This is a genomic window from uncultured Acetatifactor sp., assembly GCF_948601915.1.
In the GTDB taxonomy this organism is placed as follows: domain Bacteria; phylum Bacillota; class Clostridia; order Lachnospirales; family Lachnospiraceae; genus Acetatifactor.
Genome location: NZ_CAPDXS010000011.1, coordinates 24,117 through 44,490 on the forward strand (window position 1 = coordinate 24,117; position 20,374 = coordinate 44,490).

General features: G+C 56.2%; 19 protein-coding genes. 4 read left to right on the forward strand and 15 right to left on the reverse strand.

The genetic code is table 11. The annotated features are described in order from the left end of the window. Positions 1 to 362: 362 nt before the first annotated feature. Positions 363 to 1,217 (reverse strand): diaminopimelate epimerase, encoded by an 855-nt coding sequence (dapF, locus tag Q2B33_RS03205; protein WP_300783680.1) that lies wholly within the window; start codon positions 1,215 to 1,217, stop codon positions 363 to 365. Between the two features lie 244 nt (positions 1,218 to 1,461). Between dapF and Q2B33_RS03210 the strand changes: the two genes are divergently transcribed. Then, a complete protein-coding gene (locus Q2B33_RS03210) occupies positions 1,462 to 1,965 on the forward strand; it encodes a hypothetical protein (protein WP_300566440.1) in 504 nt (167 codons plus the stop codon). Between the two features lie 246 nt (positions 1,966 to 2,211). Here Q2B33_RS03210 and Q2B33_RS03215 read toward each other — a convergent pair whose 3' ends face one another. From Q2B33_RS03215 to Q2B33_RS03225, 3 genes are all read right to left on the reverse strand, one after another. Then, positions 2,212 to 3,426 carry an ATP-binding protein gene (locus Q2B33_RS03215; RefSeq protein WP_300783682.1) on the reverse strand — a complete coding sequence of 405 codons (1,215 nt, stop codon included), beginning with the start codon at positions 3,424 to 3,426 and terminating at the stop codon, positions 2,212 to 2,214. Between the two features lie 99 nt (positions 3,427 to 3,525). Next, complete coding sequence (locus Q2B33_RS03220; protein WP_300783684.1) at positions 3,526 to 3,936, reverse strand: iron chaperone; 411 nt, start codon at positions 3,934 to 3,936, stop codon at positions 3,526 to 3,528. A 58-nt stretch (positions 3,937 to 3,994) separates the two neighbouring features. Continuing rightward, positions 3,995 to 4,282, reverse strand: coding sequence for a DUF1905 domain-containing protein (locus tag Q2B33_RS03225; RefSeq protein ID WP_296455855.1), 288 nt, complete (start codon positions 4,280 to 4,282; stop codon positions 3,995 to 3,997). A 197-nt stretch (positions 4,283 to 4,479) separates the two neighbouring features. Between Q2B33_RS03225 and Q2B33_RS03230 the strand changes: the two genes are divergently transcribed. Further along, positions 4,480 to 4,995, forward strand: a complete 516-nt coding sequence (locus Q2B33_RS03230; protein WP_300783686.1) for a MarR family winged helix-turn-helix transcriptional regulator — start codon at positions 4,480 to 4,482, stop codon at positions 4,993 to 4,995. An 18-nt stretch (positions 4,996 to 5,013) separates the two neighbouring features. Beyond that, positions 5,014 to 5,535: a flavodoxin domain-containing protein gene (locus tag Q2B33_RS03235; protein ID WP_300783688.1), complete on the forward strand. Its 522-nt coding sequence runs from the start codon at positions 5,014 to 5,016 to the stop codon at positions 5,533 to 5,535. A gap of 2 nt (positions 5,536 to 5,537) precedes the next feature. Here the strand turns inward: Q2B33_RS03235 and Q2B33_RS03240 are convergent, their stop codons facing one another. The 8 genes from Q2B33_RS03240 to Q2B33_RS03275 all read right to left on the reverse strand — a co-directional run bounded on the left by Q2B33_RS03240 (position 5,538) and on the right by Q2B33_RS03275 (position 15,033). Further along, the gene (locus Q2B33_RS03240; protein ID WP_300898389.1) at positions 5,538 to 5,705 is read right to left on the reverse strand and encodes a hypothetical protein; all 168 of its coding nucleotides are present in this window, start codon (positions 5,703 to 5,705) and stop codon (positions 5,538 to 5,540) included. A 1-nt stretch (position 5,706) separates the two neighbouring features. Further along, the gene (locus tag Q2B33_RS03245; protein ID WP_300791901.1) at positions 5,707 to 7,626 is read right to left on the reverse strand and encodes an NAD(+) synthase; all 1,920 of its coding nucleotides are present in this window, start codon (positions 7,624 to 7,626) and stop codon (positions 5,707 to 5,709) included. A gap of 101 nt (positions 7,627 to 7,727) precedes the next feature. Then, a complete protein-coding gene (hslO, locus tag Q2B33_RS03250) occupies positions 7,728 to 8,612 on the reverse strand; it encodes an Hsp33 family molecular chaperone HslO (RefSeq protein ID WP_300785500.1) in 885 nt (294 codons plus the stop codon). Positions 8,613 to 8,741: 129 nt separating this feature from the next. After that, positions 8,742 to 9,533, reverse strand: a complete 792-nt coding sequence (locus Q2B33_RS03255; protein ID WP_300768931.1) for a class I SAM-dependent methyltransferase — start codon at positions 9,531 to 9,533, stop codon at positions 8,742 to 8,744. 129 nt (positions 9,534 to 9,662) lie between these two features. Beyond that, positions 9,663 to 10,139 (reverse strand): small multi-drug export protein, encoded by a 477-nt coding sequence (locus Q2B33_RS03260; RefSeq protein ID WP_300566412.1) that lies wholly within the window; start codon positions 10,137 to 10,139, stop codon positions 9,663 to 9,665. A 144-nt stretch (positions 10,140 to 10,283) separates the two neighbouring features. Further along, positions 10,284 to 11,348, reverse strand: a complete 1,065-nt coding sequence (gene hisC / locus Q2B33_RS03265) for a histidinol-phosphate transaminase (RefSeq protein ID WP_300771788.1) — start codon at positions 11,346 to 11,348, stop codon at positions 10,284 to 10,286. Between the two features lie 170 nt (positions 11,349 to 11,518). Beyond that, positions 11,519 to 12,547 (reverse strand): glycosyltransferase family 2 protein, encoded by a 1,029-nt coding sequence (locus Q2B33_RS03270; protein WP_296472118.1) that lies wholly within the window; start codon positions 12,545 to 12,547, stop codon positions 11,519 to 11,521. Between the two features lie 485 nt (positions 12,548 to 13,032). Then, positions 13,033 to 15,033 carry a glycoside hydrolase family 31 protein gene (locus Q2B33_RS03275; protein ID WP_300783975.1) on the reverse strand — a complete coding sequence of 667 codons (2,001 nt, stop codon included), beginning with the start codon at positions 15,031 to 15,033 and terminating at the stop codon, positions 13,033 to 13,035. 116 nt (positions 15,034 to 15,149) lie between these two features. Between Q2B33_RS03275 and Q2B33_RS03280 the strand changes: the two genes are divergently transcribed. After that, positions 15,150 to 15,302, forward strand: a complete 153-nt coding sequence (locus Q2B33_RS03280) for a helix-turn-helix domain-containing protein (RefSeq protein WP_300771785.1) — start codon at positions 15,150 to 15,152, stop codon at positions 15,300 to 15,302. Between the two features lie 151 nt (positions 15,303 to 15,453). On the opposite strand, the gene Q2B33_RS03285 is transcribed toward Q2B33_RS03280, so the two are convergent. From Q2B33_RS03285 to Q2B33_RS03295, 3 genes are all read right to left on the reverse strand, one after another. Beyond that, entirely contained in the window at positions 15,454 to 16,938 is a 1,485-nt protein-coding gene (locus tag Q2B33_RS03285; protein WP_300566401.1) for an L-fucose/L-arabinose isomerase family protein, read from the reverse strand. Between the two features lie 181 nt (positions 16,939 to 17,119). Further along, positions 17,120 to 18,511: a response regulator gene (locus Q2B33_RS03290; RefSeq protein ID WP_300566398.1), complete on the reverse strand. Its 1,392-nt coding sequence runs from the start codon at positions 18,509 to 18,511 to the stop codon at positions 17,120 to 17,122. After that, on the reverse strand, positions 18,483 to 20,213 hold the full coding sequence (locus Q2B33_RS03295) for a sensor histidine kinase (RefSeq protein ID WP_300566395.1): 1,731 nt from the start codon (positions 20,211 to 20,213) through the stop codon (positions 18,483 to 18,485). The genes Q2B33_RS03290 and Q2B33_RS03295 overlap by 29 nt, the downstream gene beginning before the upstream one ends. Between the last annotated feature and the right edge of the window lie 161 nt (positions 20,214 to 20,374).

A 20,374-nucleotide genomic window follows, 5' to 3' on the forward strand; every position in this document is an offset into this window, starting at 1 on the left:
CCCGGACACAGTTTCCTGCATCCGGGACGAATAATCCGTGTACGATCGATTATCCGCGGTACCACCCGCTTTGAACAGCCGCGCCTTCCATCAAAGGCGTACCCGGCCATTCCACTCTTACACTTAACGCGTGCGACAACGTGCTGCCCTAGCGTAGGGAAATCAACGCCCTGACGTTCAGACAGCCTGCTCCGGAGTGTTCCCTGTAACGGTTCCCGCCGGCAGCGCTTTCAGTCGGTGACGCCGCCTTCCTGTTGCCTTTCCCGAAAAGAGTCTCCTTCATGGCATTTTTTGATATGACGTTATGCTACCACACTTTCCTGCGGTTGGCAAGCTTTTTTTATAAGGCTTTTATCCGCTCCCTATATCTCGCCTTCGAAGACGGTTACGGCAGGCCCTGTCATGTAGACCAGGTCCGCCTCCCTGTCCCATTCGATGAACAGCTCGCCTCCCAGCAGCCTGACCGTTACGGCACTGTCCGTCAGGTCATTCAACACCCCTGCTACGGCCACGGCGCAGCACCCTGTGCCGCAGGCGAAGGTCTCCCCGCTGCCCCGCTCCCAGACCCGCATGAAGCAGTTCCTTCTGTCTATGATTTCCACGAATTCCGTGTTGATCCGCTTGGGGAACCTCCTGTGGTTCTCGAACAGCGGGCCCACCTGTTCCAGGGCCATCCCCGCCACATCCCGGGCGAAGACCACCGCGTGGGGGTTTCCCATGGACACGCAGGTCATACGGTATTCCCTGCCATCCACATAGATAGGCTCGTCCACCGCCCTGTCCCCGGCAGCCTCCACGGGAATCAGGGCCGGTTCCAGGATGGGGCTGCCCATGTTGACCCGCACCCTTGACACCTCTCCCCTGCCGCCATGGCCGCCGTTTTCCTCCACGGCCAAATCCAGATATTTCACTTTTCCCGCGCTGACCACGCTGATTTGCCTTCTGTCTGTCAGCCCCTTGTCATAGACGAACTTCCCCACGCAGCGGATGCCGTTTCCGCACATCTCCGACCGGGAGCCGTCCGCATTGTACATCTCCATCTCGAAATCCGCCTCCGCAGCCGGATTGATGAAAATCAGCCCGTCGCTCCCGATGCCGAAATGCCTGTCGCTGAGCCGCCTCGCCAGCTCCGGCTTCTCCAGGGACGGAATCTTCTCCTCAAATCCGTTTATATATATGTAGTCATTCCCGCAGCCCTGCATCTTCGTGAATTTCATGTATTTTTGTCTCCTTTCCCTCCGCGGCCAAACGCCTCCGATCCGCGCCCTTTTTCCAAACACAGTCAAAAAGGGCATTCCTCCTACCCCGAGAACACCCTTGACCCATGTTCTATCATAGCAACCAATCTTCCGCTTGTCAATGATTTTTCATATCAGTCCCCTCACGGCGCATAATCCCCCGTTTTCCGGCATATCTATTATAAAGAAAATCTGACAAGATAAAATGCAAGGGGAAATAGGGATGAGTGCTAAAACAAAAATCGTCGTACTTCACATGAAAGAGCTGATTTACACCGCTATCTTCGCCGTGCTGGGCATCCTGTTCATCGTGCTGCTGGCCATGATGTTCCTGCCGGGCAAGGACAAGGAACGGGACAGGGAGCCTGACATGGCGGACGCCTCCGGCTCGGAGCCTGTCATGGCGGAAATCTCCTCCCTCTACATACCGGGTGTCTACACAACGCAGCTCCTGCTGGGCAACGAGTCCCTGGACGTGGAAGTCATCGTGGATAAGGATTCCATCACCTCCATCCGCCTGGTGGAAGTGAGCGATTCCGTGGCCACCATGTATCCGCTGCTGCAGCCCACGCTGGATTCCATCTGCGAGCAGGTCTACGCGCAGCAGTCCCTGGAATCCGTCACCTATACTGCCGAGAGCAAGTACACCTCCCTGGTGCTGCTGGAGGCCATTCAGGCTTCCCTGGATAAGGCCGCGGCGCAGCCGGACGAAGAGGCCGCCCAGTAATCACGGGGGCTGTGCTCCCCGCGGCAAGGGATTGAGAAGCGCAGGGCGGGCGGGACTGCCCTGCGCTTTTTGCCATGCGCCAAATCTGTCCGTCAGATCAGCCAGGCGGGTGCATACCAGTTGGCTTCGTCTGTGGGGAGCAGACCGCGGCCCCTCCTCCTTCCCGGCATCGGGACTGCGGTTTTTTTCCTGATTTCTCGCTTCTGGCTCTTGCGGTATTGCCGGACATTACCCGGGATGTTATGTTTATTGCGCACCATTTTCCGCTTCCTGCAATAGCCAATCAACTATATTGTAAATCTCAATACCCTCATAATCATATTTCGGGTGCCTGGTCCTGGCAATGACCTTTTTGGGATAAGCATCCCGGATTTGCAGCAATGGAAAACATTCTCTTTCAAGAGTATTCTGATCCGAAATATTGTCACTGACCTGGATGTAGATTTTCTCGCTCCCTTTTTGCGCTACAAAATCAATTTCCTTCTGATACAATTTTCCGACATACACATCATATCCCCGGCGGAGCAGTTCAATACAGACCATATTCTCATATACCCTGCCGTAGTCCATATTCCTGCTTCCTAAAATCGCATATCGGATACCTGTATCGCACAAATAGAATTTTTCAGAACTCTCCAAATACTTCTTTCCGCGGATATCATAACGCTTTATGTCATAAAAAACAAAGGCATTGCACAAATATTTAATATATCTGCCGACTGTTACATGATTCGTTGTTGTCTTATCCGTTGTCAGCAGCTGACTGACCTTGTTTGGAGAGGTAAGGTTGCTGATGTTATCCATGAGGAATTCGCTCAGTCTCTGCAGGACCAACGTATCCGGCAAAGAATATTTCTGCACAAGGTCTCTCGTGACGATTGTTTCATAAACTTCCTTAATGTAATTTACTCTATCCTTTTCCGTTCTGTAAGCATAAGAACCTGCCAGTCCTCCCTTTATGGAATACTCGTCAAAAAGTTTTTCCTTATCGCCGGTCTCCTCATAATACTGACAGTATTCCTGAAAACTGAATGGAAACACATGAATCCCGATATAACGTCCGGTAAAAAGAGTTGCCAGATCGGCACTTAATAAAAAAGCATTGGAACCCGTAATATAAATATCATATTTTCCTTTGGAATAAAGACTGTTGATTGCCAATTCAAATTTGGGACACATTTGAACTTCATCCACAAAAAGGTAATTTGCTTTTTCCTCTTGAAAATGTTCCTCTACGTAAGCATGAAGTGCATGATACTCTCTGATTTCTTCATGTATCAGATCCATAAAGTCAATAAAGATAATATTGATGTTTTCATAATGATTTTTCAGGTACTCAATATATGCCTGCATCAATTTTGACTTTCCCGAACGACGAATGCCTGTGATGATTTTAATATCAGGAGTCTGGTTCAAGTCAATTATCCTATTCAGATACTTTGTTCTTGTTATTGTCTTCATATAATCGCCCGCTTTCAAAAAATAAATTTTTTTATTTTTTTGAAACCACATTGCAGTTCCCATTATACCAGCACAAAATAGTATATGCTGCATGACATTTTATGGATGATTCCCCGTCTCATAGCACCACCTGGCGATATCGGCGATGAGCTCCGCCGGAAGGGGCTTGCCGTAGGGAATCTGTATGGTCCCTTTGCTGGTCTTGTATCCCTCCAGCCGCGCTGCGAACGCCTGGACGGCCTCCGATCCCGGATACAGGCCCACATGCTTCTTGAATCCCGCAAAATGGATGATATTGTGCTTCTTCCAGAAAGTCGGCATGCTCCAGGAAAGCCGCTCCTGGGCATCCGGCAGGGCGGCGCGTATGGCATCCCTCACCTGGTTCAGATACGGTCTCGCCTCCTCCGGCTGGGCAGCGATATATTCGTCAATGGTATCCGGGGCTTTCCCGCAGTAATGACTCTGTTCCTGTCTCTGAAAAGTGCGGCCGCACTTGGGGCATTTCCACATTTCTGATTCCTCCTTCCATTCAGCCGAATCTCCTAAATCGTTCCTGTCCTCTCCCGCTTCATTCCCGTTCCCGGACCGTCACCCGGACGCTGTCCCCCGGCTGTTTCCCGATCCGCGCCCGGATGCTTTTCAGCACGCCGATGATATAGCAGACGCTTCCGTCCTCATTCTTTACGCCCATGTTCACGATGCTGCCGTCATAGGCCTCCCCGTCGAAGGTGGCGTGCACCTTCACCCTGCCCCGGCCGAACTCCTTCCGGATGTCGTAGGGGAAGACCACATACGCGCCCCCTGACTCCCCTGCCGCGTAAAGCAGGGATTCGTATTCATACACTTTGTCCTTCACTGTTTCACCTCATCCGTTCCGTTTTATATAGTATACCAAAAAACAGTATTTTCCGATATTGATCTATTTTATTCTTTCCCACGGGAAACATCGAAGGCGGCCCTACAAGGCGCAAAGCTTTCTCTTGACAGATTGGCAACTAGTTGCTATAATCCAATCATGCAATATGCAACTAGTTACCTATGAGGAGCGCCCATATGCATTTAAATGATTTGACCAGAAAATTCTCAGGCACCAGGGAAGACCAGGGCAAGGCGATCTTCAGCACCCTGTTCATCGCGGGGAACAGGCTGCAGACCCTGTTCGACAGCCATATACAGGAGCTGTCCCTGAAACAGTTCATGCTGCTGTCCATAGTCAGGCAGTCACAGGAGCCTCTGACTTTTACCCAGTCGGGGAACCTCCTGGGCTGTTCCAGGCAGAACATCAAGAAGCTGGCGGATGTCCTGGAGAAAAAGGGCTTCATCACCCTCCGCCAGAGCCCCTGCGACACCAGGGCCATGTGCATCTGCCCCACCGAAAAAGCGGACGACTATTTCCGGAAAGATTTTTCCCGGTATCGGGAAGAGCTGCGGTATCTCTTTGAGGTGTATACGGACGGGGAAGTGGAGACCCTTTTCCGGCTGCTGTCCAGGCTGTACGCCGGGATAGAGAACCTGGAGCGGAGGACATGCCATGAGGAAACGAAAAAGCCTGCAATGGAAAACGATTAAAAAAGGAGGTTCGGGCAGATGAAGACAATCGTAATCTACAATTCCCGGACAGGATTTACGGAAAGGTACGCAAAGTGGATAGCGGAGGCGGCGGGCGCCGACTGCATGGCCTTATCGGAGGCAAAGAAGAGGGACCTGAGTACATACGAAGCCATCGTCTTCGGCGGCTGGGTCTGCGCGGGAGGCATCAGCAAGCTGAGCTGGTTCAAAGGAAACCTGGACAGATGGGCAGGCAGGAAACTGATCGTGTTCTGCGTGGGCGCAAGCCCCATGGACAGCCCGGATATAGCCCCGGCCCTCAGGCGCGCCTTCGCGGACTCGGAATGGGCGAAGGTAAAGGCGTTCTACTGCCCCGGCGGCCTGAACTATGAGAAGATGTCCCTCTCCTCCAGGCTCATGATGAAGATGTTCCGAAAGACCCTGGAGGCCAAAAAGGACAAGACAGAGGACCAGCGGGAAATGCTGAGAATAATTTCCGCTTCCTACGACATATCGGACAGGAAATATATCCAGCCAATCCTGGACTGCCTGAAAAATTAGGCTCATGGTCTTCCGGCGGGGCTGCCTTGTGCCGCAGGCATCCCCATATCATCCCCAAAAGTCACAAGGTTTCCCAAATCAGGAAAAATACCTGATATTTTACCCTCTTCTTCGTAGAAAACAGCCGGATATACATAGTTCAGAAATCGATACTCCTTTCCGGGAATCATCTCAGCCCTGGCCCAGCCTCTCCGCCTCGTCCAGCCAGAGCCTCCCGCTGGCGTCCGAGGGCATGCGCAGGTCCCCTCTGGGAGACAGGGCCACGCTTCCCACTTTCGGCCCGTCCGGCAGGCAGGAGCGCTTGAACTGCTGGGCGAAGAACCTCCGGTAAAAGGTCTTCAGCCACTTCAGGATGGTTCCGTCCTCATACAGCCCCTGGAACGCCAGCTTCGCCACCCGGTACACCTTGGCCGGAGAATACCCGCAGCGCAGCATATAGTACAGGAAGAAATCATGCAGCTCATAGGGCCCCACCAGATCCTCCGTCCGCTGGGAGATCGTCCCGTCCACAGGCGGCAGAAGCTCCGGGCTCACCGGCGTGTCGAGCACGTCCAGCAGCACATCGGCCAACGCTTTATCGTCACATGTATCCGCGTAATACTGCACCAGATGGCGCACCAGTGTCTTCGGCACCCCCGCGTTCACCCCGTACATGGACATGTGGTCCCCATTGTAGGTAGCCCAGCCCAGGGCCAGCTCGGACATGTCCCCGGTTCCGATCACAAGGCCTCCCACACGGTTCGCGATGTCCATCAGCACCTGGGTCCGCTCCCTGGCCTGGCCGTTCTCATAGGTCACGTCATGGCAATCCATGTCCTGGCCGATGTCCCCGAAATGCACCGTCACTGCCTCTTTGATGTCCACCTCCTCCAGCGTGGCCCCCAGCGTCCGGGCCAGCAGGCAGGCGTTCTCATAGGTCCTGTCCGTGGTGCCGAAGCAGGGCATGGTCACCGCCACGATTGCCCCCCTGTCCAGCCCCAGCATGTCGAATGTGCGCACGGTGACAAGCAGCGCCAGAGTGGAATCCAGCCCGCCGGAGATACCCAGCACCGCCGTCTTCGCCCCCGTATGCTCGTATCTCTTTTTCAGGCCGTAGGACTGGATGGACAGGATCTCCTCGCAGCGCTTCCTTCTCTTCTCCGCATCCCCCGGCACGAAAGGCAGGGCAGGGAAACTGCGCTGCAGATCCGTCTCCGCCACCTCCAGCCGGAAAGGCACCTTCACATAAGCGGCCTCCGGCTCCTTGCCGAAGGTTCCCATGCGCCGCCTGTCCGCCAGGAGCTTCCAGACGTCGATGTCGCCGTAGAGGGTCTCGCAGGTGAACCTCTTCACCTGGGCCAGGATCGTGCCGTTCTCCGCTATCAGATTGTGCCCGCCGAACACCAGATCCTGGGTGGACTCCCCCTCCCCGGCGGAGGCGTACACATAGCCGCACAGCAGCCTGGCGCTTACGGATTTCACCAAAAGCTCCCGGTACTCGTCCTTGCCGATGGTCTCATTGGAGGCGGAGAGATTGGCGATGACAGTGGCGCCCTGCAGGGCATGGTTCACCGCCGGTGCGTCCGCCACCCACAGATCCTCGCATATCTCGCAGCCCACGGTAAGGCCGTGGAGGGTCTCGCAGGTAAAGAGGATATTAGTGCCGAAAGGAACCGATTTTCCCATGAAAGAAAAAGGCACAGGCTCCGCATTGCCCTCCGCGAAGTGCCGCCCCTCGTAGAATTCCGCGTAGGAGGGGATATTGGCCTTGGGAACCATGCCCAGAATCTCCCCGTCCCGGAGCACGGCGGCCACATTGTAGAGCCTGCCCTCCCGCTCCAGGGGCAGCCCCACCATCACCAAAGCATCCTTCCCCCGGGTGCGTTCCGCGATGCACAGCAGCTGTGCGGAGGCCTCCCGCAACAGGATTTCCTGCAAAAACAGGTCCCCGCAGGTATATCCCGTGATGCACAGCTCCGGGAACACGATGATCTTCGCGCCATTTTTACAGGCTTCCTCCAGCCTCTCGCAGATGACCCCCGCATTGTAGGCCGGGTCGGCCACCCTGATTTTGGGCGTCACTGCCGCCACCTTGATGAATCCCTGCTCCATGCCATCCTCTCTTTCCCGTCCGTTTTCCGGCAGGTTTTTGTTAGCCTTCTCTAACCACAGTCTTCCCCTGACTGCTTTCACTGCCTGCCGCGCCCACTGCCTTACGGCAGCCTGCTCTTCCGATAGATTCCCTTCAGCTCTTCCACGCTGAACCTGTAATGGGTATTGCAGAAGTGGCAGTTCACCTCCACCTCCCGGCCTTCATGGATCATGTCCTGAATCTCCTTCTTTCCCAGGCTGATCAGTACCTTCTTTATCCGCTCCTTGCTGCAGTTGCAGGAGAAGGCCACAGGACAGGTGTCCGTCACCTGGCAGTCCAGCCCCTCCAGGATCCGCCCCAGCATCTGCTCCGGGGTGTCCCCCGCGTCCAGCATGGCTGTGACGGAGGTGATTCCCGAAAGGTTGCGCTCCAGCCTGTCAATCGCCGCGTCCTCCGCAAAGGGCATCAGCTGCACGATGAAGCCCCCCGCCTGCCTGACGGTGTTGTCCCGCTCCATGAGCACTCCCAGGCCCACGGAGGAGGGCACCTGCTCGGAGGAGGCGAAATAATAGGTCAGATCCTCCGCTATCTCACCGGTCTGCAGTAAAGTCTGCCCAACATAGGGCTCCTTTAAACCCATGTCCCTGATGACGGAAAGCGTCCCATGTCCCACAGCCCCCGCCACGTCCAGCTTGCCCAGGGCATTGGCGGGGAGAATCACGTCGGGCACATTGGCATAGCCCTTCACGCCGCCCTTGGAATCCGCCGTCACCAAAAGGCCCTGCATGGGGCCGTCCCCCTTGATCTGCAAAGTCAGCAGGTCCTCTTCCCCCTTCTGCATGCTGCCCATCATGGCCCCTGCGCTCAGGAGCCGCCCCAGGGCCGCCGTCACCACCGGGCTTGTATCATGAGCCTGTCTTGCCGCCTCCACCACGCCTTTCGTGGTGCAGGCGAAGGCCCGGATCTGCGCCCCCGCGGCGGTGGCCCGTACCAAATAATCTGACATTTCGCACCTCGTTTTCTATCTGAATTCCCTTGTTTCCCTTCTATACTATCGTATCCGGTCTCTCCGGGCCGTCCAGGGCCTGTGCATCTCCCGGCGCTGCCGAAAGCGGCCCTTTCCGGCACAGGGAGTTTATCTTTCCGGCGCTTTGGCCACCAGGCAGATCCGCTGGCTCTCCGGGCTGACAGCCTCCCCGGTGTCCACGTCCCTGACCTCCACCACGTCCATGCCCGCCTGCTCTATCAGGTTCCGCATCTGCTCCAGGGTATAGCCCCTCTGGTAATGGGTCTCCTGGAAGCGCCTGAACAGCTCCCCCTCCTCCCGGACGAAGACAGTCAGGTCGTATTCGTTGATCCCCTCTTCCACGTCATAGAAATTGTCCCAGATGAAGCTGCAGTCCTCTTTGGTTTCCGTGATGGTGGCATCGCCGATGACTTCCCTGTACTTGTAGTCCGTATTGAAGTCAAAGAGGAACACGCCGCCGGGGTAGAGGAACTTTTTCACCAGGGAAAATACGCCAAGCAGTTCCTCTTCCTCCAGAATATAGTTCACGGAATCGCAGACACACAGGACGGTGCCCACAGTACTGTAGAGATCCAGCTCCCGCATGTCCTGCTGCAGATAGAGGATTTCGGAGCCGCTCCTCTCCTTCTTCTCCATGGCGGCGTTCAGCATGCTCCCGGAGGCGTCCACCCCTATCATGTCGTAGCCTTTCGCGTACATCAGCTCCGTCAGCGTCCCGGTGCCGCAGCCTAAGTCCACCACCAGGTTGCGCTCGGACTCCAAAAGCCCCTCCACGTCCCGCTCCGGCTTCGACACGCCGTATTTCCGGATCAGGCCGTCTATACGCTCCGCCCATTCTTCATAGGGGACATTGTCCATGAACCGGTCGTAAACACTTGCAAAGTCCTGATAGATATCCATCCTTGCCTCCCCTTTCGTCTTCTGTAGTTCTCTGATACCGGAACAAGCCTGGCTTACCGCTGTTTCCTGCGCCCGTTCCGCTCCATGGCTGCCAGAGGGCTTCCGCATCCCTCCTGACATCGCCCGGTTCTAGAACAGCACCCCCAGCGCCCCCAGCAGCCCTGCGCTGGCCAGCCCCATGATGATGCCTGCCAGCACTACGCCGAACAGCACCGCGATCACGCTGGACTTGAAATCCATATCCAGCAGACTGGCCGCCAGAGTCCCTGTCCAGGCCCCGGTCCCGGGCAGCGGGATCCCCACGAAGAGCAGCAGCGCCACGAACAGGCCCCTGCCCGCCTTTTCCTTCAGCTTCTCCCCTCCCTTATGCCCTTTTTCCAGGCAGAAGGTGAAGAACTTTCCGACGACAGGCTTGTCTGCTCCCCACTCCAGGACCTTTCGGGCGAAGAGGTAAATGATGGGCACCGGGAGCATGTTCCCCAGGATACAGACGATGTAGCTGGGGATCACCGGCAGATCCATGCCCAGCGCAATCGGCACAGCCGCCCTCAGTTCGATCAGCGGCACCATGGAAACAAAAAACACAAACAGATATTTCTTCAGCATGACATTCTCCATTCTTTTCTATTTAGGAATTGTCTACAAATAACTGCTACGAGTTGAAAGCCGTTTTCCTTGTGTTTCAGGGCTTTTTCCTACAGAAGTTGTAGCAGTTATTTTCCGACAGTTCCTTATTGATTCTACATTTCATCAAAAACGTCTTTTTGACACATAGTCCTTCAGGAAAGCCAGGAGCGTGTCCATCTCCTCCTCCGTTCCGATAGTGATGCGCAGGGAATCGGATATCCGCGGCTTGTTCCAGTAGCGCACGTAGATGTCCGCCTCCCGCAGGGCCTGGAAAATCTGCTGGGCCGGAATCGTCTCATGGGAGGCAAAGATGAAGTTCGCCTTCGAGTCCGGAAAGGTGAATCCCAGGGTCCTAAGCTCCCTCTTGACCCGCTCCCTGGTGGCCACGATCCTGGCCGTAATCGCCTTGAAATAGACATCGTCCCGCACCGCCTCCGCCCCCAGCAGCTGGGACGGCAGGTTCATGGTATAGGAATTGAAGGAGAACTTCACGTCATTCAGATACCCGATCAGCTTCTCGCTGCCGATGCAGAAGCCGATGCGCAGCCCTGCCATGGAGCGGGATTTGGAGAAGGTCTGCACCACCAGCAGGTTATCGTACTTCTCCACCAGGGGAAGCGCGCTCCTGCCCCCGAAGTCCACATAGGCCTCGTCCACCATCACCACCACGTCCCGGTTGGCCCGGACGATCCTCTCCACGGTCTCCAGGCTCTCGAAAAGCCCCGTGGGGGCGTTGGGATTGGGGAAGATTATGCCGCCGTTCGGCTGCCTGTAATCTTCCGGGCAGATGTGCCAGTCTTCGTCCAGCGGACATGTCCTATACGGAATCCCGTGCAGCTTCGCCCATACGTCGTAGAAGGAATAGGTCACGTCCGGGAACAGGATGGGCCGCCTGCCGTTGAAAAAGGTCATGAACGCCATGGAAATCACATCGTCCGAGCCCACGCCCACGAACACCTGCCCGGGGCTCACATGGTAATATTCCGCCAGCGCGTCCACCAAAACCCCTGTATCCGGATCCGGGTACAGGCGCAGCGCGCCATAGTCCATCCGCTTCAGCAGCCGCTCCACCCCCGGCGCGGGGGGATAGGGGCATTCATTGGTGTTCAGCTTGATCATGCCCGGCTTGTTTGGCTGCTCTCCCGCCACATATGGCACTACTCTCCGTACATTTTGTTCCCAGCTCATCTTTTATCCTTCTTTCTATTCCGTTTCCTGACTTTCGCGCTTCCAGGCCATGCCGCCCCGCAATGCTTCCCCTCAGCGACCTCGAACGGGCACTGCCCGAGTCGAAGCCATTCGCCCGGTTTACGGGAAATTTCCCGCAGCCTTCCGCTTTTCGGGCATCCGGCAGTTCCTCACTGGCAGCCCTCTCTGCCGCGCAGCTCCTCCCGGTAGATATCAGCCTGCTCCGGGCAACCCAATGCCTCATAGCAGCGAATGAGCCCCTCCAGGCTCTCCTTCCCGCCAGACTGCAGGGCCAGTATGGGCCTGGTCTCGTAGACGGCATTGTAGTACCATATGGCGGCCTCCTCCCAGTCGGAAAGCCCCTCGTAGAAATGTCCCATCTCGCAGCAGATTTCCGAGCAGGCCTCCTCCGCTATTACTTTGGATGTGTATTTAAAGAAGCTCACAGTATCCCCGGCCAGCCTGGCCGCCCTGGCCGCCACGCAGCAGGACTGTGCCATCTCCTCGCCGTCCCGCTCATTGTCCGCCGCTGCCTCCAGGAAGACCGGTGCCGCCTGGGCGAAATCCTCCTCGTCCCCCGCTATCAGCAGCTCCCTGGCATACATGCCCAAAAGCCGCTTGGGGAGCCGGTATCCCTGCCGCCAATGTTTCTGGAAATTGGCCAGATCCCGCTTGGCATGGCTCTCCCCCGGCAGATGGGTGATGACGATATCGCTGTCGTATATCACCGGCTCCAGGCGCACCGTCTCATGGATAGGGGCCTCCCAGACGAAATCCCGTTTTCTTTTGAACAGTTTGGGCCGATACTCCTCATCGTAATTGTACACCGTGTTGAACTGCAGCTGATTGGCGTACTTCATCTGTACAATCTCCACCTCGGGGAGCAGCGTCTCCTTCAGCAGCCGGAACCGCTCCCGGTTCTCCGGGGACAATACTTCATCCGCGTCCGCAGAATATATATATTCCTGAGTGGCCCTGGAGAACACAAAATTCCTGGCGGCGCTGAAATCATCTGTCCAGGGGAAGTCGTAGACCTTCTCCGTATAGCGCCTTGCTATCTCCCTGGTGGCATCCGTGGAGCCCGTGTCCGCGATGACAATCTCGTCTACCAGGTCAGCCACACTGTCCAGGCACCTCTCCAGAATCTTTTCCTCATTTTTCACAATCATGCACAGGGAAATCGTAACCATCTTCCACATTCCTTTCGCTCCGCTCAAAGCGCAAAAGTCGCTCCTCCTGTATGAACCATGTCCATAATACCAAAAAGAACGCCCAGGCACAACCATTATTCGCCAAACAACAGGATAATTTCGGCAAAATCTGTTGAGATTTCCCGCCGGATATGGTAGAATGGGTTCTGACAGGAGGATTTCATCATGTTCATTGTATTAGGCGGAGGTTTGCTGATCATCATCATCGCGGTGGTCATATCGGTGGTATCCAGCGTGGTATCGGCTGTGGCGGCGGATGTGGACGACTCGGAGGATTGATTCCGCTGTCCCTTCCGGCACAGTCCGGAAACCGGCATCGCACAGACAAGGCCTGTGACTATCCTGCGCAGAGGCGCGGGGCGTCACAGGCCTTTTGCTTTTGTACATCATCTGTCTCGTATATGCCTTGTCCTCAGCAACGCTGTATGCAAATCTTTCACTGTTTTACACCGCGCCGGGTTCATCCCTCTGCTCTACAGCATTCCCACAAGATACCCCTGTCTTCCATCACGCAGGAACAACGGCACTGTCTCCAACGGCGCTTCCACGTCCAGCCACACGCCGCCCTCATAGACCTCCCCGGTCCCCGCATGGGTCCAGGAAGCGCCCTGGGGCAGATAGACCCTGCGGCCTTCCGCGCCCTCATGGCACACCGGCGCCACCAGAATGTCCGGCCCGTACAGGTAGGCATCCGTGATATCCCAGCATTCCTTGTCCTCCGGGAACTCATAGAACAGCGTCCGCATCACAGGGGAACCCTTTTCATGGGCCTGGCGCATCACCTCTCTGGTGTAATCCCGCATCCTCTCCCGGATGCCGATGAACTTCACCAGGATGGGGTAGGCCTCCTCCCCGAAGCTCCAGATTTCATTGTCCGCCCCTGTACATTCACGCTCCTCCCCCGCCCGGTTCACGATGGGCTGGTGGGGCTGTCTGCTTCCGTGGAGCCGCATCACCGGGCAGAATGTCCCGAACTGGAACCAGCGCACCAAAAGCTCCCGGAACCCGGAATCCTCGATGTTGCCCCCATGGAAGCCGCCGATGTCCGTAGTCCACCAGGGAATCCCGCAAATCCCCATGTGCAGTCCCGCGCATATCTGCCTGCGGAAGTCTTCGTAGGTGGACATGATGTCCCCTGACCACACCAAAGCGCCGTAGCGCTGGCTGCCTGCCCAGGCGCATCGGATCAGGTTCACCACGTCCCTCTGGCCCATCTCCTGCTGCCCCTCGTAGACCAGCCTGGCATATTCCCGGGGATAGATGTTCCCGGTCCGGGCCATGGGGCCCGCAGAGGAAGTGTACAGGTCGAAGTCGTATGTGCCGAACTCCGGCTCCGCCTCGTCCAGCCAGAAGGTCCGGATGCCCATGTCCGCATAGTTCTTCTTAAGCTTCTCCCAGACGTACTTCCTTGTCCGGGGATTGGTAGCATCCAGGAACAGGTTATTGCCATGGAAGATCATCTGCACGTCCACTCCCATATTGCTCTTCAGCAGCAGCCCCTTCTGCTTCATCTCCTCAAAGTTCTCGCTGCGCACATCCACCTGGGGCCAGACAGAGACCATCGTCTCTATCCCCATCTCGCGGAGCTCCTTTACCATGGCCCCCGGGTCGGGGAAGTATTCCGGGTCAAAGCGCCAGTCCCCGCAGCGGGGCCAGTGGTAGTAGTCGATGGTCAGCACGTCCGGGGTGATCCCCCGCTCCTTGTACTCCCTGGCGATCCGGAGCACCTGCTCCTGGTTGTAATAGCGCAGCTTGCACTGCCAGAAGCCCAGGCCGTACTCCGGCATCATGGGGCTCTTCCCCGTGGCCAGGGCGTAAGCTTCCTCTATCTGGGCCGGGGTGTCCCCCGCCGTGATCCAGTAGTCCATCTGCATGGCAGACCGGGCCAGCCACTCCGTGGTATTGGTGCCGAAGTGCACCTCCCCCACTGCCGCGTTATGCCACAGGAAGCCGTATCCCTTGTCCGACAGACAGAAGGGGATGCTGGCCTGGGAATTGCGGTGTGCCAGCTCCAGGTTGCAGCCCTTCAGGTTCATGATCTCCTGCTGGTACTGCCCCATGCCGTATATCTTCTCCTCCGGCGATGCCTCGAAGCTCACCTTCAGCTCATACTCCCCGCCCGGCAGGGGCCTGAAATGCCTGGCCTTCTTCTGCAGCGCACCTCCGTTGGAAATCTCCCGCAACAAAAGCTCGCCCCTCTGGTTGTAGAAACCGATCTGCAGAGCATGGCCCCAGCCGTTCACCCACAGCCTGGCCTTGATATTCCCGTTTGTAATCGATGCTTCCCATTCCCCGATGACAATGTCCGCTTCCACAGGCTCCGGTTCCAGCAGCGCCACGCCGCCCTCCTCTACCTCCCCCGCAAAGACGGAGCGCACCCGCAGGCTGTCCTTCCCCCAGGGCGTCACCATGAGCGTCTCTCCGTTCTCCCTGTAAATCAAGCTGCCTTCCCTTACCTCAAAAAACTCCAACATATGCTACCCCTTTCCGCGCTGCTGCCATGTATTTTTCATAGCATAACACATTCCTATTTCCTCTTCAACCTTTTACGGCTCCTATCATCACGCCCTTCTCAAAATATTTTTGATTCATGGAGCATACCGATCAGAGCCTGCATGCCTGGCAGCCGAAAGTCAAATGCCAGATGGCCCATGAACTGATGGTCTACGACCCTTCCCTGACCCTGAAAGAGGTGGCGGCAGCCTATGGGTTCTATGATGAAAACCATTTCAGCAAATGCTAAAGAAAGCCTTCGGGTGCCCGCCTGGCAGGAACCACAGAAAATGAACAGCTTCCGCTGACGGACTACGCCAGTCAGCGGAAGCTGCGGGAACTGCTTTTCAATTGTCTGTGTCAGCCATCTCCCAAATACGCTGTCCCGCCTTAGCGGCATTTTACGCGAAGGGATTCTCCGTGGGATACAGCACGCCCTTGGGCTGGTTGTAGTTCAGATCCTCCACCGGCACGCCGATGTACTTGAACACCTCGTACAGGGCCTTTCCGAAATGGCCGAAGGCCACCGCGCCGTGATGAGGGTAGTTCTTTTCAATCAATACATGGCGGTAGAAGCGCCCCATCTCAGGGATAGCGAACACGCCGATGCCGCCGAAGGACTTGGTGGCCACGGGCAGCACCTCGCCCTGGGCGATGTACGCGCGCAGCTTGTTGTCCGCGGTGGACTGCAGGCGGTAGAAGGTGATGTCGCCGGGGATGATGTCTCCCTCCAGGGTCCCCTGCGTCACTTCCTCGGGAAGGGTCCTGGCCATGATCATCTGGTACTTCATGCTGCAGGAGGACAGCTTCTTGGTATTGGTGTTGCCGCAGTGGAAGCCCATGAAGGTGTCGTTGTGGGTGTAGCTGAATTTACCGTTAATGGCATCCTCGTACATGTCGTCGGGCACGGTATTGTTGATATCCAGCAGCGTGACCGCGTCCTCGCTGACGCAGGTGCCGATGAACTCGCTCAGACACCCGTAGATATCCACTTCACAGGATACCGGAATACCCATGCCAGTGAGACGGCTGTTGACATAGCAGGGCACGAAACCGAACTGGGTCTGGAAAGCTGGCCAGCATTTTCCGGCGATGGCCACATACTTGCGATAGCCCTTGTGGGCCTCGATCCAGTCAAGCAGCGTCAGCTCGTACTGGGCCAGCTTGGGCAGGATTTCGGGCTTCTTGTTGCCCGCGCCCAGCTCCTCCTCCATCTCCTTCACCTTGGCGGGAATCCTCTCGTCTCCCTCATGCTTCTTGAAGGCCTCGAAGAGATCCAGCTCGGAATTCTCCTCGATTTCCACGCCCAGGTTGTAGAGCTGCTTGATGGGCGCGTTGCAGGCCAGGAAGTTCAGGGGCCTGGGGCCGAAGGAGATGATCTTCAGGCTGCTCAGTCCCACGATGGCCCTTGCGATGGGGATGAACTCGTGGATCCTGTCGGCGCACTCCGCCGCGGTGCCCACGGGGTTCTCGGGTATGTATGCCTTCACGTTGCGCAGCTTCAGGTTATAGCTGGCGTTGAGCATGCCGCAGTAGGCATCGCCCCTGCCGCCCACCAGGTTGTTCTGGCTCTCCTCGGCAGCCGCGATGTACATGGCGGGGCCGTCGAAATGCTTGGCCAGAAGGGTCTCGGAGATTTCAGGGCCAAAGTTGCCCAGGTACACGCACAGGGCGTTGCAGCCGTTCTTCTGGATGTCCTCCAGGGCCTGCACCATGTGGATCTCGCTCTCCACGATGCACACGGGGCACTCGTAGATGGCGTCTGTGCCGTACTTGGCGGTGTAGGCCTCTATCAGGGCTTTCCTCCTGTTCACGGACAGGCTCTCGGGGAAGCAGTCGCGGCTCACGGCCACGATGCCGATTTTTACTTCAGGCAAATTGTTCATGGGAATGATCCTCCTTTTCATAGTCATATTTGCTTGTCCTTAAATTATAACTGTTTTCCAGCAAATTTTCCATAGCTTTTACGAAATTAACTAATTTAACCGACTCCGTAAAAAGCGCCTCCGAAGAGATGCCTTTCCCTCAATAACGGGCATATGCGCCCAGAACAGCGGAAAAGCAGTGCTATTGCATATCTCTCCGGTGGCTCTGCCGGAAGCTTGTGGGAGTCTCCCCCACCGCCTTCTTGAACACCTTATTGAAATAAAACTGGTCCTGGAATCCGCACAATTCCGCAATCTTCCGGATGGGCAGCCTGCTCTGTAAGAGCATCTTCTTGGAACAGGCAATCCTCTGGTCCCGCACATACTGGTTAAAGCGCTTGCCAGTGATATCCTTAAAGCAGCGGCTCAGATAATTCGGGCTGACGCTGACCTGCTTCGAAGCATCAGTCAGCGTGATTTCTTCCGTAAAATGCTGGTCTATCCACAGCATCAGGTTCTGTATGGCGGAAACCACCTCCGGGGAATAGGAGCTCAGCCTGCTCTGAGTGGTGGCAAATACCCGGAAATTGTTCAGCCATTCCACCCACTGATACCACCAGTGGATCCCCGTCAGCGGGAACATGGCCGGGATATCCTTCTGCGGAAAGAAATGGTTCCACTGAATCTGTACGCAGTAAAACAGATTGTAGATAACCGGAGGCAGCAGCCTGGAGCGGCGGATTGTTTCCAGCATCTCCTCCATGCGCCCGGCATCCCAGATCCACTGCATGGAAGAAAGCTCTTCCTCCACCCTGACGTATCTGGGGCCGCTGAGACTCTCCGAATGCCCTAAAATGCTGTAGGCGTCCGCCGAATAGACGCTCAAATTGGGCAGCCTTTCATAGAAGAAGTCCCGGGAGAGGAACAGATTCACCGCCAGTATCAAATCCACTGTGGAGATATCCGTCCTGTCGAAGGTCAGCAGTATCCCCTCCCTTCCATATTGCTGTTCCATATCCAGAAGCCTGTCCTCCCCCAGTTCGCCCTCATACAGCAGCAGCCAGGAATTGCGGCTGACAGGGTAATGGGCCTTCGCCGCCAGCATATCCTCCTGGCGCAGGGCAAGCGTCTTCTGCTCCAGTCCCACCACCGCCACGGCGCTGAGCGCCTCCCTGCTGCTCTGAGGCTCCTGGAGCTTTTGGTGGTTCTGCCGATTGCGCAGGGCCTTCTCCTCAATCCCCTTCATGAATTGAATGGAATAGGGGGAATCCAGCTCCGTCTTCACGATATAGTCCGCCGTGCCAAGCCGCAGCGCATCCTGGATATAGCTGAACTCATCATAATAGCTGAGCACCACAGAGGTGATGAAGGGATGGTTCTCCCGCAGCCACTGCAGCAGTTCCAGGCCGTTCCCCCCAGGCATCACAATGTCTGTGAAGACTACATCTATCTCCTGCCCCTGCAGCACGGCAATCGCCTCCTGCACGCTGCCAGCCTCGGCCACCACCTGCATCCGGTATTCCCCCCAGGGAATGCGGTATCGGATCCCCGTGCGCACCAACGGCTCATCGTCCACAATCAAAACCCTCAGCATGCCCACCCTCCTTTTTCTCCTGCGCCTGTCCTGTCTGGATACAGATAGCAATCCTGGTGCCGCAGCCCTCCCTTCCTGTACCCGCAGTCAGGGTGACGCTGTCCCCGAAGAACATCTTCAGCGCCAGGCTGACATAGCCAAGCCCTATTCCGCCGCCTGCCGACACTGCCAGGAACTGCCGGTTCAACTGTTCCTCCTTTTCTTTGCTGATGCCCTGTCCATTGTCTTCGACCACCAGCCAAAGCTGATTCCTGCGCCAAAAAGCCTCCAGGCTTATCTTCAGGTCCAGCGTCCCTCCATGTTGAAAGCAGTTCTCGATGACAGGCTGCAGCACGAATCCGGGCATCTGCATGTCCATCAGGCGCTCCGGCAGATCGATTTCCTTTTCAAATACAAATTTCTGTATCCTGTGCTGCAGGTAAACATAATCCTCCGCGGCCCGAAGCTCATCCCGCAGCAGAGTCACCCTGTTCTTTCCGAGATTATGGTACAGAAGATTGTTCAACGCACGCAGCGTCTCCGCCAAATCCTCTTCGCCCTGCCCGGCTGCCTGCAGCCCGATGCTGTTCAGCGTATTGTGGATGAAATGAGGATTGATCCTGCTCAGAAGCAACTGGTTCTCCAGATATGTTTTCTGCCTGCCCTCCTGCTCCACCCGGGAGACCAGACGGCAGATTTCTATCCTCATCTCCTCTATCTTGTCCCAGTATTCCCCGAATTCCCTGCTCTGGGACGCGCCGTGTCCATGAAGCCCCGCCCTCTCCCCCTTAGACAGCTCCTTCGTGAAGGCATCCAGGGGCCTGTATGCGGCGCGGTAGATGGCAAATGCCATCAGAGCGGAGAAAAAGGCGTAGACCAGAATGATCATGACCACTTCCAGAAAGACGGAAGCGTAGAGTCTCTGATAATCCCCTCTGGGCACGCACAGGTACAGCCCCCACTCCTCACCGGAATATAGAAAAGGCACAAAGGACTTCTGCATTTCCTCCTCCGGAAAGCCCTCCCCCACAACCGCCGGAGATTCCCCGGCAGCGTAGAGCACCTTCCCCGCAGCATCCACCAGGCAGACAGGAAGCTGTTCCCCGTTGCTATCCTGTAGCTGGGAAAACAGGTCCTTCAGGAAATCGGAATCGCTCTCCATATAGACATAGAAATCGCGGCCATCCACATTTCCCGCCCAGCGCGCAAGGGACAGCACGAAATCCCCTTTCCCTGAAGCGTCTGCCGGAATCAGGAACTCCGTGTAGGGCTGTCTCCTGAAAAAAATCGGCCTGTCCGGTGCAGGCAGCATGAAGCTGGCATTGGAGAGAATGACGCCCTTCCCCTCTCCCGGAAAGCAGAAACAGATATTCCCCACCACCTGGCTCTGGAAATCATACAGGCATAGCTGCTCCATAATCCGGTTCGCCAGTTCTCTCCGCCGCAGCACCTCCGATGTCATAAGATAATCCTCCACCTGCACGATGATGCCTCCCTTATAGGTCAGCCCGGAAGCCACCCTGTGCATTTCCTCCAGGGCCTGGCCGAACTTCTCTCCCACCCCGTTCAGGCCCATCTGATAGCTCTCCTCAATGGTGCTGTCGAAGCGCCTGGCGATATTGCGGAACGTGAATACGGAGAAGAGCAGAATGGAGGTGCATGCACTGAGGATCACCATCACGATGATCTTTCCTTTTATGGATCTGAATCGAAAAGGCTTCACAGTCCCCCTCCTTCCACGCGAGCCGTCCCTGTGCTGTCCGCTTTCATTATATCGCATTCTCCGGAACATTTCATTGGATTCCGAAAAACTGTTATGGAAAAAACTATCGCCTTTTTTGTCTTATTTTATTCCCATCTGTTATGCCTGTGTGAGATTTTTTC